This is a genomic window from Aquitalea sp. ASV15 (assembly GCF_016429115.1).
Taxonomy (GTDB): Bacteria; Pseudomonadota; Gammaproteobacteria; order Burkholderiales; family Chromobacteriaceae; genus Aquitalea; species Aquitalea magnusonii.
On record NZ_JAELTZ010000002.1, the window covers coordinates 1 to 14,865 of the forward strand.

The window sequence follows — 14,865 nt, forward strand, 5'->3', positions numbered from 1 at the left end:
CAACGTGGGCGCTGGCCAGGGTGGCGCTGCCGCCAACGGTGACGGTATCGCCAACGATCTGGTTGCTGACCGTCAGGTTGCTGCCCTGGGCGGTAGTCGTGCCGTTATAGGTCTGGCTACCGGTCAGGGTCACCGCCAGCGGGTTGACCGTCATGCTGCCGGTCGCGCCAGTCAGGGTGTAGTCGCTGTCGCTCAGCGTCAGGCTGTTGAAGCCCGACAGGGCGCGGCTGCCAACGTGGGCGCTGGCCAGGGTGGCGCTGCCGCCAACGGTGACGGTATCGCCAACGATCTGGTTGCTGACCGTCAGGTTGCTGCCCTGGGCAGTAGTCGTGCCGTTATAGGTCTGGCTACCGGTCAGCGTCACCGCCAGCGGGTTGACCGTCATGCTGCCGGTCGCGCCAGTCAGGGTGTAGTTGGAGTTATCCAGGGTCAAGCCTGAGAAGCCCGACAACGCTTGATTGCCGGCGTGAGCACTGGCCAGGGTGGCGCTGCCACCGACCGTAATGCTGTCGCTGCCAACACGGTTGCCGACCGACAGGTTGCTGCCTTGGGCAGTAGTCGTGCCGTTATAGGTCTGGCTACCGGACAAGGTGACGGCCAGCGGCTGAATGGTCAGCGTACCGTTGGTATTGCCGCTGCTTGCCAGCACATAGTTGGATGCCGCGGAACCGGTCAGGCCGGTGACTTTTTCTACGTAGTTACCCACAGGGGTGTTGGCCGCCAGCGTCACGCTCGAGCCACCCTGGGTAAAGGCACCCACAGTACCGAACACCTGATCGTTGTTGAGGATGCCACTCAGGGTGGCGCCACCCAGCGTCGCCAGCGTGCCATAGGTAGAGAAGGCATTGGCAACCGAGTAGTTCAGCGTGGTGTAGAGTACCGCAGGCTGCAGTGTCAGGGTGCCAGTGTGATACTGGATGGTGTAATTACCCAGACCGGTCCCTGTTGCTGCCGACGGGGTGATCGTGTAACTGCCTACCGCAGTCGACGCCGTGGTCGCCGTCAAATTGCCCGGTATCTTTTCAGTCAAACCGCTAATGGTGTCATTGTTGACAAGACCGGTTTGCGTGTAGCCGGTGTTCAGGGCGGTCGACAGCGTGTAGGGCGTCCCGTAGGTAGCGGTCTGGTCGGCGGCGGTGATGACCAACGTCGCCGGATTCACCGTCAATTGGCCACTATTGGTGAACGTGGTGGCGCCATAACCGTTGCCGACGCTTAGCGTTCCGGTGGCACCACTGATGGTGTAGGGACCACCGGCCACGGTAGCAGCAACAGCCGCACCAGCAGACGACATGCTCGGTGCACCGCTATACACCATGGCTGCGGTATCGGCCAGATAAGCACCACTGACTGCCGGCTGCAAGCCACTGATGGTGTAGTCGGACTGGATGGCAGAAGAGGCATCGACGCCGTATGTCTTGCTGTCGTTATGGCTGGTGACGGTCAGGTGCGGCTGATAGGCAAAGACGTAGCGGTTGCCGCTGGCGCTGACCGTAGCCCCAGCCGCGGTATCCCACACCGCCGTGTTATTACTGTTCAGGTTGCCGAAGGTATCCCCACTCGGGCCAGCCGAGTACACCAGCCACTTACCGTTGGGAACGGATAGCGCACCCGAACCCGCATTGTTGATGAAGTTGCCGCCTGTCTGCAGCGTGATCGTGCCATTACTGCCGCTAGCCGTCAGTGCAGCCCCGCTCGACAAGGTAATTGAACCGTTTTGGGTTCCGAGGTTTTTCACCGAGATGTCGGCACCATCAATGCTGCTGGCCAGAGTGATATTGCCGGCGGTGCTGTTGGTGTTGCCGGCGCCATTGCCAAGCGTAATGTTCACCGTACCGCTACCCGCCGACAGGTTGGCACCGGAGGCCACCGAGATCGCTGCCGTGCCGCTGTCGCGTTCTACATTGACCACGTTATTGGCCGCGGTATCGTTGGCGGTCAGCGTCAGATTGCCGTTGCCCGTATTAATGGCTGCATTGACCAGGATACTGCGGCCGGCATCCAGGGTCAGACCAGCCGTCGAGCCGGAGTTGGCAGAAAGCGCGCTGTTGACGGTGATGTCGTTATTGGCCTGCAGCGTGACAGAAGTGCCGCTGTTGAGGGTTTGCAGGATCAGGCTGGGCGCGATGGTGACATCGAGTCCAGACATATAGCCATACGTGAACAGGGTTGGATCAGTAAACGCCAGTGTAACGGTCCCGCTGCCATCGCCGGAGCGCGCTACCAGGAATTGCTTGCCGCTGTTGAGCGCCGACACGGTCTGGCTGTAGTTGGAGGCCACGCCGGACAGGCTGTTGTCCGTACTGACGGTTCCGGTGATGCCACCGGTGGAATTGCTCCAGGTTGCCGCACCAAGGCCACCGTTCCAGCTCGGGCTGGAAATGACATAATCGCCGCCAGACAGCAGCGTAACGCCACCACTGCCAACCTGATCGCCACTGTTTCCACCTACCAGGCTGTTACTCGACGATATGGTTCCCGTCACCGAGCCACCTTGGCTGACATAGGTCACCGCACCGGCCTGGCTATTCCATTGGGAGCTGAAAATCAGGTAATTGTTACCGCTGACATACTGCATGCCACCATAACCGACCTGGTCGCCGCCCGTCGTCGAGATGGCATTGGTGCCATTGTCTTCCGCGTAACGGGACAAAGTACCTGCCGTTGAACCAACCAGGCTGTTGGCGGAACCGACCACACCCGTAGTACCACTGCTACCGTTGCCGAAGGAGACGGCACCACGATTGTTGTTCCACAAAGGACTGAACACGACATAGTCGTTATTGGCCTGTACGACGACATTGGTCATCCACAGATTCTGGTCGCTCTTGTAGAAATAATTGGCGGAACCACCGGTGCCGATCGCGTCGCCGTTCTCGTACTGTTTGTAAACAAAGCCGCCGTAATTGTAGGTATTGATGGTGCCAGAATATTGGCCGACCAGACTATTGGTCGAGGACACAGCCCCCACCGTCGCCGAGGACGGATTGATAAAGCTGATCGCGCCCTTGTTGCCACCCCACAACGGACTCAATACCAGGTAATTGCTGCCGCCATTATTGGACAGGGTCAGGATGCCGCCGGAACCGACCTGATCGCCGCCGAAGAGATTGACCATACTGCCACTCAGCACACCGTTGAACTGAGTAGAGGCCGTGGTGCCAACAAGGCTATTGCTGGCACTCACATTGCCGGATGTGGCCTGTGATGCCGTCATCAGCGTGACCGCACCTTTCTGCTGCGCCCAGTTGGGGCTGAGCACCACCCAATCACCATTGTTCAGATTGACGATGCCACCGCTGCCAATTTGATCGCCGCCAAGATTGTATGGATTGTTGCCACCCAGCACGGCCGTGGTGCCAACGATACTGTTGCTTGAGCTGATGCTCCCAGTCACACCCGTGCTGCCACTGCCACGGGTTACTGCACCGCGATAACTGCTCCAGACCGGGCTGAGCACGACATAGTCGTTGTCGCTCAGGCTGACCACGCCGCCAGAGCCCACATTGTCACCACTGCTGCTGCCTACCAGGCTATTGGATGACGATACCGCACCGCTTATGCCGCTCGTACCGGAGGCGAAGGTGACTGCACCTTCATGGCCATTCCAGGCAGTCGTCGTCACCACATAATTATTATTACCGAGCTTGGTGACCGTACCGACCTGGTCACCACCGCTGATGGAATTCTGGTGATAGGTAGGGTCGTAACCGCCTGCCGTGCCTGCAGTGCTACCCACCAGCGAATTACTGGACGACACGGCGCCAGTCAAGGGCGATGCCAGCGACATGAATGTCGTCGCGCCCCTGTTGCTGCTCCAATTGGTACTGGACACCACGGCATTGCCGTTGCCCAGATCAGTCACCCCGCCGGAGCCTACTGCATCCCCACCATAATAATTGCGGTAGCCCGTGGTGGTGGTGTAATAGGTATTGCCACCACTGTCACCGATGCCCTGGGTGGTCCCCACCAGGCTGTTGGCGGCACTGACGGTCCCGGTCACACCGCTGCTACCGTTAGCAATGGTCACCGCACCGCGCCCATGGCCCCAGTTTGACGAAATAACGGCGTAGTAGCCGTTGGACAGCGCCTGCACGCTGCTGCCTACACCGTCACCGTTGTAGTAACCATAGCTGGTACCACTATTGGTACCGTTAAAGCAGTAGAGGGTACAGGTGGCGGAATACAAGCTGCCCGCATTACCAACCAGGCTGTTGGCAGCGCTGACTGTCCCCGTCAGTCCGGAATTCTGATCAACCAGCGTCACGGCACCCGCGTTCTTGTTCCAGTACGGGCTATCCACCACAAAATTGCCATTGCTCAGAATGGTGATGCCACTGGAGCCAACCTGATCGCCACCCAGGTTGTTATCTGCGGCAATGGTGCCATTGGAGCCAACCAGACTATTGGCAGACGAAACGACGCCCGTAATACCGCTGGCGGCACTCCCCAGGGTGACCGCCCCCTTGCCGGTATTCCACTGCGGCGCGATGGACACGTAATTGTTGTTGGGCAGCAAGTTCACGGAGCCACCGATCGCATCGGTCGATGTGCTACCCACCAGGCTGTTGCTGGACGACAGCGTGCCGGACAGACTGCCGTTGGCGCCCACCCAAGAGATGGCACCCGCGCCACCATTCCAGCTCGGACTCAGGATCAAGAATGGCTTGGTGGTATCGTTGACCAGCGCGCTACCAATGTAATAGCTGTTGTACCAATTCTGATAATTGAGGAACAACAAACCGCCGCTACCGACCTGGTCATTGGCATGCGAGCCCTGAAAGGCGGACATCAGCGCACCGGTAGTGCCGTTATAAAAAAACACCGAACCGGCAGCGCTATTGTTTGCTACCGTATCATTCGGTTTGGTAACCACATAGCTGCCACCGCTCAATTGCACCGCCATCGTCCCGAAGCCGGAGCCAGAACCGGCATCCGGGTCGATCAGATTGGCACTGGCGACATCGCCGGCGCTGGCGCTGATGGTGATGTTCTTCGGATCCAGCAGCAGCTTGCCGGCGGCTCCGGCACTGGCGCTGGCGTTGGCCACACCGCCATAGATGAGTCGATCGCCACTCGACACTTCAATCAGGCCACCATTGCCACCATGCTGGCCACCCTGTGCGGTGACGCTACCCAGGAAGGTGGTTTTAGTATCCGACCAGACCGCAACCTGGCCACCATCGCCAGCACCAGTGGCATTGGCGGCAAGCTTGGTCGAGGCATTGACCACGGTGGTATCGGCCGTTTGCGGGCCACTGCCATGCAGCCCACCCCCAATATTGATATGCCCCCCGCCCTGCACACCATTGGCTTCAAAATCGGCAGCGGCAAGTGCCACCCGCTTGCCCAGAGCAGAAATCGTACCGCCGTGCTGCCCGCTGGCAGTCACTTGGCCGGAGCTGAACACCGAGCCTGCGCTTGTCAGCTGTACCGTACCCGCCGCGCCGTCAGCGCTATTGGCCGAGGTTTTTGCCGATGCCGTCTGGATCAGATTATCCTGGGTGGACAAGGCCACGGCCCCGCCCTGCCCTGCACCACCGTCAGCACTGATCGTACCGGACTGTAACAGGCCAGCCGCCTGCACCGTGACATTGCCGCCACGGGTCCCGTCCGCATGAATGGCGCCGGATTCAATGATCTGTCGACCGGAGACCGTGATACTACCGGCCGCGCCGCCGCTCGCCGACGCGGTCATCGTGCCGTCCAGCGTGATCACGCCGTTGCCTCCCTTGCTATCCGCCGCAGCCTGAATGCTGATCGAGCCGCCGCTACTGCCTGCGGTAGCTGCCGAGGCGTCCAGACTTGCACCACTGGCCAGCTGTACCGAGCCACCGGGGGCGGATAACCAGATCTGGCCACCCTGGCCACTGACTTCGGTGGCACGAATCAAGCCCTGGGTGTTCCCCGCCAGGGCATACACATTGCCATTCTCGGTACGAAGTTCCGCCGCCGTCGCCTGGAGCAAGCCCGCATTGCTGACCGAGGTGGCAGCGCCACCCAGGCCAATGACAAAGCGCCCATCCTGATCGGCCTGGTCCTTCACCAGCACCTGGTAGCCGCCCAGCAGCCCCACCCGGCCGTTATCGGCCTGAATGCTGCCCTGATTGGCGACCTGGGCCGCAATCAGCACCACATCGCCACCAGAGGCGCCGATCTTGCCGAGATTGGTCACCGCGGCATTGGAATTGCCACTGAAATTCAGCGAACCGCCGGCCATGAAGTTGTTGTTGGACAGATCCTGGGTCGAAGCAACAAAGCTGCCGCCCACCCGGACTTCGCCATTGCGGCCAATAATGACCCCGGACGAGTTGATCAGATACACACTGCCAGAGCTGCTCAGCAGACCATCGACAATCGAAGCCGGCGCGCCAGCCGCCACACGGTTAAGGGTTGCACCCGAGCCGTTGTTGAAGCGGACGGTTTCATTGCCCGCAATCGAAAACGACGACCAGTCGATGATTGCACGGGCAGTATTCTGGTTGATCGTGGTGGTGGTGCCGGTTGCGGCTATCGACGCACTACCGGCCGTCACATGGCCCCCGACAGGAGCCGCCTCGGACAGTGCAGAAGCCAGGACCAGGGAGAGCGTGACCAGACTGCGGCAGGATGAACCGCCTTTGCGCCGGCTACGCGCGGTTTCTGCCACTACGACGTAACAACCGCGACTGTCACTCCATACCGTACGATAGGCGCTGTTCACCCCGGGACTCCTTTATAGATTTGATAAACGGACATACTTCATGCAAGGGAACGACTGCGGCTATCGATAGCTTTTGTCATAAAATCAAGACATGGAAGCAAAAACCGGCATTCTGGCAGCCATGTATTGCTTTTGCGTGTATGACCCAATGCACTGCGCTACTGACCTGACAAGAAACAGCAGCGCATCGGGGTTCGCTGACGAGGCGATGCGCTGAACGGATCAGGGTTTGTTTTTTTCTGCTGAATTCAGATACACGCAGCGTCATCTTATAATGACAATGTATTTTGCACCTGTACGATAGGCCGGTCAAGAAAACTTACTGAGGCTCCCAGGCTGTTCCTTACACGCCTTTCGAACAGGTGATCCCGCTGTCTACCCATTCTGTATAGCCTGAATCGGCGCCTGCTGAAGCAACAATTGCAGCAAATGTCGCCCCAGCAAAACAGGTCGGCCAACTCAGCATCGGCACAAACATCCGGTGCAGGGCTCGCCGCTGCGGCGGCCAATCATCAAGGTCGGAGTGAACATTGCCTGGCTTGCAGGCGGGGAATGACATGCGGGTGTTTTTGAACAGCATCACGGCTATTGCATTTCATGCCGCCTGATGACGTCCAACTGGCGGAGAAGCTCACCATGGGAGAGCAGACGACTAGCCGCTCGACCATCAGGGGATCAGTGCTGCGATGTAATGGGGGATGTGCCTCTACAGTGGCAAGATTTTGCAGGCAAAGCAGATTGCGTCATCAATACCAGCCGGCCATGAAGCAAATCACCAGTCTGCCGGTCAGGCCGAGCACGCGCACCAGGCGCGCTCAGCCCTGGCAAATGCAGTTGCGCCCCTGCAGCTTGGCGCGGTACATGGCGACATCCACGGCATGCAGTATGCCCTCCAGCTCCCCATGGTCAGTGGCGCAGGTATAGCCGATGCTGACCGTCAGGCCCAGCCGTTGCTGCTGCCATACCGGCTGGCTGTCAGCGATCTGCCGGCGCAGCCTTTCGGCCGCCCCGGCGGCTCCGGCCAGGTCGGTAGCCGGCAGCATGAGCAGGAACTCCTCGCCGCCCCAGCGCACGATATCCGCCTGCCCGTCGAACAATGCCCTCAGTTGATCCGCAAAAAACACCAGCATGTGATCGCCACAGGCGTGGCCGTACTGGTCGTTGACCTGCTTGAAGCCATCGATGTCACACAGCAATACCGAAAACAGCTTGCCCTCGCGCTGCCAGCCTTCCCAGGCCTGTTGCAAGCGTTTGCAGGCTTCACGCCGGTTCAGCAGCCGGGTAAGAAAATCGGTACGGGACAGGCGGATGTTCTCGTCCACCGTGCACTTGAGTTCGTGCACATCGCGAAAGGTGATGATCTGCAGGAAAGGCAAGGTGGCCGCTTGTATCTGCGCGGTGATGATGAACCAGCGTTGCTGGCCATCGGCACAACGCACCAGGGCGGTCAGCTCGGCCAGCGGCTGGCCACTGGCCTGGCAACGCTCCACCTCCTGGCTCCAGGTCTGCATGACTTGCGCGCGATAGTCGGCATCGGGATACGCCAGCCGGAACCAGCTGTCGATATCCGGCATGTCCTCCAGACTGTAGCCAATCTGCTGACGAAAGGCCTGATTGGCAAAGCGATGCCAGCGACCGGTATTGATGCCGCTGTTGGGGCTGCATTCGGAAATCAGGATGGGAATGGGGATGAATTCGAAACTGTTGGCCAACAGTTCGCGGCCCACCTCGGACATGGCCTGGTCATTGTCAACAAACATGGCTTGCCTTTTCTTTCTGCGCCTGCCCGGACATGCCGCCGCGCACTGCCACCGCGTGAGCGGGGCAGGCACGCTGGTAACCAGACAAACACATCAACAGGAACTGTCTGAATGCATCAATCCAAGATACCAATTTTACGCAAGAAAGCCAGTGGGCGCGGCAGCTGGCCGGCTTACTCCTCCGGCAGCAAGTAGCCCTTGGCCAGCAGGCCGGCAAACTCCTCGGGCGGCATCGGCTTGGCCAGCAGATAGCCCTGGATCAGGTCACAGCCTTCCTGCTTGAGGAAGCGCCACTGATCGATGGTTTCCACGCCTTCGGCCACCACCTGCATATTGAGGTTTTTCGCCATGTTGATGATGGCGCGGGCAATGGCCGAGTCGTCGGCGTCATTGGGAATGTCGCGTACGAAGGAACGGTCGATCTTCAGCTTGTCGGCCTTGAAGCGCTTGAGATAGGACAGGCTGGAATAGCCGGTGCCGAAGTCATCGATGGACAGCTGCAAGCCCATGCCCTTGATGCTGTCAATGGCCTGCAAGGTGCTGGTCACGTCTTCCATGATCACGCTTTCCGTCACCTCGACGTCCAGCATGTCGGCGGACAGACCGTGGCTGCGCAAGGCGGTTTCCAGTACCTCGGCCAGATCCTGCTGGCGGAACTGCAAGGCTGACAGATTGACGGCCAGCGACATCTTGGGCAGCCCCTGGCCATGCCACAGCGCCAGCTGGCGGCAGGCTTCGCGGATGACCCAGTTGCCGATCTGCACGATAAAGCCGCGTTCCTCGGCCACCTCGATAAAGCGGGCCGGCCCCAGAATGCCCAGCGAGGGGTGATTCCAGCGGATCAGTGCCTCGGCCCCGGTGATGCGGCCATCGGCCATGGCCACTTGCGGCTGGTAATGCAGGATGAACTCGTTGCGCTCCAGCGCAAAACGCAGCTGGCTTTCGATGGCCAGAATCTCACGCGCCCGCGCGTTGAGGTCGGCCGTGTAGAACTTGTAGCTGTTACGGCCCGACGACTTGGCGTGGTACATGGCGGCATCGGCATTGCGCACCAGGGTCTCAAAATCGCGGCCGTCATCCGGATACACGCTGATGCCAATGGACGGCGTGATGGTGATGGTGTGATTGTGCAGCTCGATCGAGGCACCAAATGATTCACGGATACGCTCGGCAGCCAGTGCCGCCTCGCTCGGATCGGAAATCGCTGGCAGCAGGATGATGAATTCGTCGCCACCTTGCCGCGCCACGGTTTCGCCAGCGGCCAGCGAGGACTTGATGCGGTCGGCAGCCACTTGCAAGAGGATGTCCCCGGCCGAGTGTCCCAGCGACTCGTTCACAGTCTTGAAGCGGTCCAGGTCCAGCAGCAGCAAGGCCATCTGCTCGTTGTCACGGCAGGCATTGTGAATGGCCAGCTCGACGCGATCATGCATGTGGGCACGGTTGGGCAGGCTGGTCAGCACGTCGAAGTGGGCCAGGAACTGGATGCGTTCGTCGGCAGCCTTGCGCTCGGTCAGGTCGCTGAAGATGGCCACGTAATGGGTGATTTCCGACAGCGGGTTGCGCACGGCATTGATGGCCAGCCATTCAGGGTAGATTTCGCCATTCTTGCGCCGGTTCCAGATTTCGCCCTGCCAGGAGCCCTGGCTATCAATGGCCTGCCACATATTGTTGTAGAAGGCTTCATCATGACGTCCAGAGGACAGGATGCTGGTTTTCTGCCCCAGCACCTCCTGCTGCGAATAACCGGTAATTTCGGTAAACGCCTTGTTGACGCTGCGGATGCGCTTGTCGCTGTCGGTGATCATGATGCCTTCCACGGTGTTCTCAAACACCTTGGCCGCCAGCTGCACCCGCTCTTCTGCCGCACGTTTTTCCGAAATGTCGCGCACCATGCGCCATACCGCATTGATGCGGCCAAAGGCATCGCGCATGGCCACGGTCTTGACGCTGACCGGCACCTGGTTGCTGAAGCGGTTCATGTACACCGCCTCGAATTCGTCGCAATAACCGAAGCGCAGCACCTTGTTGTCCAGGTTGAAGCGTTCCAGCGCCTCGCTCTCCTGCCCCACCAGCGACCAGAAATTCTGCTGTTTGAGCTGGTCGAGGTTGTAGCACATCAGGTTGAGAAAGGCCGGGTTGGCATCCATCACCTGCCCATCCAGCGAGCTGATGACGATGCCGTCCAGATTGGACCAGAACAGTTCGCGGTATTTGTTTTCCGAGCGGCGCAGCGCATCTTCCACCTCGCGGCGACGGGAAATGTCCGCCTCCAGCGCCAGTGTCTTGGCTCGCAGCTCGTCAATCAGCCGCTTCAGTTCGGAGCGGGTCCATTCCAGATGCTTGCCCAGTTTGCCGATCTCATCGCGGCGCGCCCAGTAGAAGGGCGACTCCAGCTTGAGTTCGGCCAGCTGGGTGGCCTGCTCGGTCAGGCTGTGCATGGGGCGCAGGAAACGGGAATGCAGAATGCTCATGATCAGCAGAATGGACAGCACCAGCTGCGCCACCAGAATCAGCAGGATGTTCTTCACCTGGTTGTGCAGGGCATTGGCCAGATGCTCGGTATCAAACTCCAGCGTCACCTGGCCGATTTCCTCGCCACGATAAATCACCGGCTTTTGCACGAAGGACACCCCGCCGACGCGCCGCTCGCTGCGCAAGGCCGACAGGAAGACCTGGTTGGACTGGGTATCGGTCACGCGGATGGACACCACGCGGGCATCTTCCATCACCGAGGAGATCAGCGGGCTGCCCGCCTGCCGGCTCAGGTTCCACAAGGGCTCCTGCATGCCCAGCGCCACGATGTCCAGCAGGCGTTTTTCGTCGGTTTCCAGCTGGGCCGTGAGGTTGTCCCGCTGGATATTGATGCTGAGGTAACTGATGATGGAGGCAGGAATCAGCAAGCCGAGTACCACGGCGATCATGAAGACCGTGCGCAAGGAAAGGCTGGAAGTCACTGGGTTCTTTTCTTCTTGGGATGCCATCATTATCAATTATCAAAAAGCGTTCATGGCGCGGAAAACCCGCTATCAATATTTGGCTGCAAAATTACAGCTCATGTGCTGTCAATCAGATTGATCGCATAATAAGTCAGACCTTTGTCAGTTATAAGCGATTTTTTCTTTACACGACAGTTTCTGCAACGCGATACCCCGCGCTTGGCCAATTTGCCATGCCCATGGCAGCAGCCTACAATCCACCCCATTCCGCATCCCGCAGGACCCGAATCCATGTCGCAGACACAGTATGACACCCTTGTTTCAGCTCGCTGGATCATTACGGTAGAGCAAGACGGCGAGGTACTGGAAAACCATGCCATCGCCATCAAGGATGGCCAGATCGCCGCCATCATTCCCGCCAGCCAGTGCGCAAGCATCAGCGCCAATCAAAGACTGGAACTGGGTCACCATGTGCTGATGCCCGGCCTGATCAACCTGCACGGCCACTCCGCCATGACCCTGCTGCGTGGCCTGGCCGACGACAAGGCGCTGATGGACTGGCTGAACAATCATATCTGGCCGGCCGAAGGCAAGCACGTTCAGGACGACTTTGTGTTTGATGGTTCCTGCCTGGCCATGGCGGAAATGATCCGTGGCGGCACAACCACCATCAACGACATGTACTTCTACCATGCCGCCATGGCCCGTGCCGGCCTGGCATCCGGCATGCGCACCTTTGTCGGCTGCTCCATTCTGGAATTCCCCACCAATTACGCCAGCCATGCCGATGAATACATCAGCAAGGGCATGGCGGAGCGGGCTGAATTCCTGGGTGAAGAGCTGATTACCTTCACCCTGGCCCCGCACGCGCCCTACACCGTGTCGGATGCCACCTTCCGCAAGGTGGTGGAGCTGGCCGACAAGCAAGACATGCGCATTCACTGCCACATCCATGAAACCGCGGATGAGGTGAACAACAGCGTCAAGGAACTGCAACAACGCCCGCTGGCCCGCCTGCAACAGCTGGGCTTGCTGTCGCCGCGACTGATCGCCGCCCACATGGTGCATCTGAACGCCGAGGAAATCGACATCGTCGCCCGCCATGGCGTGTCCGTCGCGCACAATCCTGCCTCCAACATGAAGCTGGCCTCCGGCATCGCCCCGGTGCAGCAACTGCTGGCTGCCGGCGTGGCCGTCGGCATCGGTACCGATGGCGCGGCGTCCAACAACAAGCTGGACATGATGGCCGAAACCCGTCTGGCCGCCCTGCTGGCCAAGGTGGGCACGCTGGACCCGACCGCCGTGCCGGCAGCCACCGCCATCCGCATGGCCACGCTGAACGGCGCCCGCGCCCTGGGCATTGCCGACAAGGTGGGTTCGGTCAAGGTGGGCAAACAGGCCGACCTGATCGCCATCGACCTGTCGGCACTGGAAACCGCCCCGGCTTTCGATCCGGTTTCGCATGTGGTGTATGCCGCCGGCCGCGAACAGGTGAGCCATGTCTGGGTCAAGGGCCGCTGTCTGCTGGATGCCCGCCAGCTGCAGACCCTGGACGAAGCTGCACTGAAAGCGCGTGGTGAAGACTGGCGCAACCGCATTCTGGCGAGGTAAGCAATGAGTAATGTAGACGAACTGGAAATCGACAAATTCAGCCAGCTGGCGCACAAATGGTGGGACAAGGACAGCGAATTCAAGCCGCTGCATGAAATCAACCCGCTGCGACTGGACTATATCGACGACTTTGCCAGCATCAAGGACCTGAAAGTCCTCGACGTGGGCTGCGGTGGCGGCATTCTGGCCGAGAGCATGGCCCTGCGCGGCGCGCAGGTCACCGGCATCGATCTGGCCAGGAAATCGCTGAAAGTGGCACAGCTGCACAGCCTGGAATCGGGCGTGGCCGTGGAATACCGTTGTATCGCCGTGGAAGAGCTGGCCGACGAAGCGCCGGGCAGCTTTGATGTGGTGACCTGCATGGAAATGCTGGAGCATGTGCCGGACCCGGAAAGCGTGGTGCGCAGCTGCGCCCGTCTGGTCAAGCCCGGCGGCTGGGTATTCTTCTCCACCCTCAACCGCAATGCCAAGGCTTATCTGCTGGCGGTGGTGGGCGCAGAATACCTGCTCAACATGCTGCCGCGCGGCACCCACGAATATGCCCGCTTCCTCAAGCCGTCCGAGCTGTCGCGCATGGCGCGCAATGCCGGGCTGGAAATCAGCAACGTCAGCGGCATGAGCTATAACCCGCTGACCCGCATCTATGCGCTGGGCGAGGACACCCAGGTCAATTACCTGATGGCCACACGCCGCGCCATGCGGTAAACGCAGCGCCTCCGCGCCAGACCCCTGCCCTGCTCCGTGCCGGCCAGGGGTTTTCTTTTTCCCGCAGCCCCCTGGCAGATAAAAAAAGGCCTTCGCCGCAGCGAAGGCCCCAATCATCCCCCGGTCCAGGACCGGTAAACAACCCGCTAGATTATGAGAAAACACACCACACCCACAGGTGCACTGCTTGCCTCAGGCAAGTTTGTATAGCCCCATTCCTCGTGTCAGCCATTTCAAACAAGCGTTTTAATCCTAAAGCCTATTCCGAATACAGACAAGGGATTTCCCTAACAAAGCCAAGAAATATCGTCAAAATGCAACAGGCTTTGCCTAAGCTCATCGCGCTGCCTGACAGCCCAATTGCCTGACAATTCCACATTCCAATTGCCGTGCAGGCCAATATATATGAAAATAATAATATTCGATAATGGAGACGCCGATGACGTTCAAGGCCAACGACTCGCTTACGGAACAGATCGCCCAATACCTTGGAAAAAAGATCATCCAGGGTGAAATGGCACCGGGCGAGCGGATACAGGAACTGCGCATTGCCGCCGAACTTGAGGTCAGCCGCGGCTCGGTACGCGAAGCCTTGCTGATTCTGCAGCGCCGTCATCTGGTGGAAATCTTTCCGCGCCGTGGTGCCGTGGTGTCCAGCATCTCCGGCCAGGATGTAGGCGATTTTTTCGAGCTGTGGTTCATGCTGCTGGACCGGGTGGTCAGCAATCTGGCCACCAGCTGGAAAAACGACGATCTGGCGCGTTTTTTCGAGCTGATGACACAGCTGGCCGAATGCCATCGCCAGGATGACATGCCCGGCTATTTTGATAACGGCGTGGAATTCCTGCGCGCGCTGTACGACTTCTCCAGCAACCGCTACATGAGCGCGGCCCTGCAAGACTTGCTGCCGCTGACCCAGCGCTGCCTCTACGCCATCCTGCGGGCCGGCAGATCGCAAATGGACCGGACCCAGGCGTTTCTGGAAGACCTGCTGAAAACCATCATTGCCCGCGACACCACCCGCCTGCGCATCATGGTGGCCGAATTTGGCCAGGACTACAGCAAACTGGCCCAGCAATCCGCCGAGACGCTCGCTGGTAGCACTTGCTGAACACTGCTCAACTTATCAATCACAAAGGCCGCTCACCGA

The 14,865-nt window shown here is 59.6% G+C and carries 7 protein-coding genes; 3 read left to right on the forward strand and 4 right to left on the reverse strand.

All coding sequences use genetic code 11. The annotated features are described in order from the left end of the window. The 4 genes from JHD64_RS00885 to JHD64_RS00900 all read right to left on the reverse strand — a co-directional run. A partial coding sequence (locus tag JHD64_RS00885) for a filamentous hemagglutinin N-terminal domain-containing protein (RefSeq protein WP_199051974.1) occupies positions 1 to 6,703 on the reverse strand: 6,703 nt, incomplete at its 3' end. A gap of 343 nt (positions 6,704 to 7,046) precedes the next feature. Then, positions 7,047 to 7,286, reverse strand: a complete 240-nt coding sequence (locus tag JHD64_RS00890; protein WP_146215958.1) for a hypothetical protein — start codon at positions 7,284 to 7,286, stop codon at positions 7,047 to 7,049. Between the two features lie 232 nt (positions 7,287 to 7,518). Next, positions 7,519 to 8,463, reverse strand: coding sequence for a sensor domain-containing diguanylate cyclase (locus tag JHD64_RS00895; protein WP_199051975.1), 945 nt, complete (start codon positions 8,461 to 8,463; stop codon positions 7,519 to 7,521). Between the two features lie 173 nt (positions 8,464 to 8,636). Continuing rightward, a complete protein-coding gene (locus JHD64_RS00900) occupies positions 8,637 to 11,417 on the reverse strand; it encodes a bifunctional diguanylate cyclase/phosphodiesterase (RefSeq protein WP_239688684.1) in 2,781 nt (926 codons plus the stop codon). A gap of 273 nt (positions 11,418 to 11,690) precedes the next feature. Between JHD64_RS00900 and JHD64_RS00905 the strand changes: the two genes are divergently transcribed. From JHD64_RS00905 to JHD64_RS00915, 3 genes are all read left to right on the forward strand, one after another. Continuing rightward, positions 11,691 to 13,010, forward strand: a complete 1,320-nt coding sequence (locus JHD64_RS00905) for a TRZ/ATZ family hydrolase (RefSeq protein ID WP_059286244.1) — start codon at positions 11,691 to 11,693, stop codon at positions 13,008 to 13,010. A 3-nt stretch (positions 13,011 to 13,013) separates the two neighbouring features. After that, on the forward strand, positions 13,014 to 13,715 hold the full coding sequence (ubiG, locus tag JHD64_RS00910; RefSeq protein WP_110313335.1) for a bifunctional 2-polyprenyl-6-hydroxyphenol methylase/3-demethylubiquinol 3-O-methyltransferase UbiG: 702 nt from the start codon (positions 13,014 to 13,016) through the stop codon (positions 13,713 to 13,715). Positions 13,716 to 14,154: 439 nt separating this feature from the next. Beyond that, on the forward strand, positions 14,155 to 14,826 hold the full coding sequence (locus JHD64_RS00915) for a GntR family transcriptional regulator (RefSeq protein WP_059286245.1): 672 nt from the start codon (positions 14,155 to 14,157) through the stop codon (positions 14,824 to 14,826). The last annotated feature ends 39 nt before the right edge of the window (positions 14,827 to 14,865 follow it).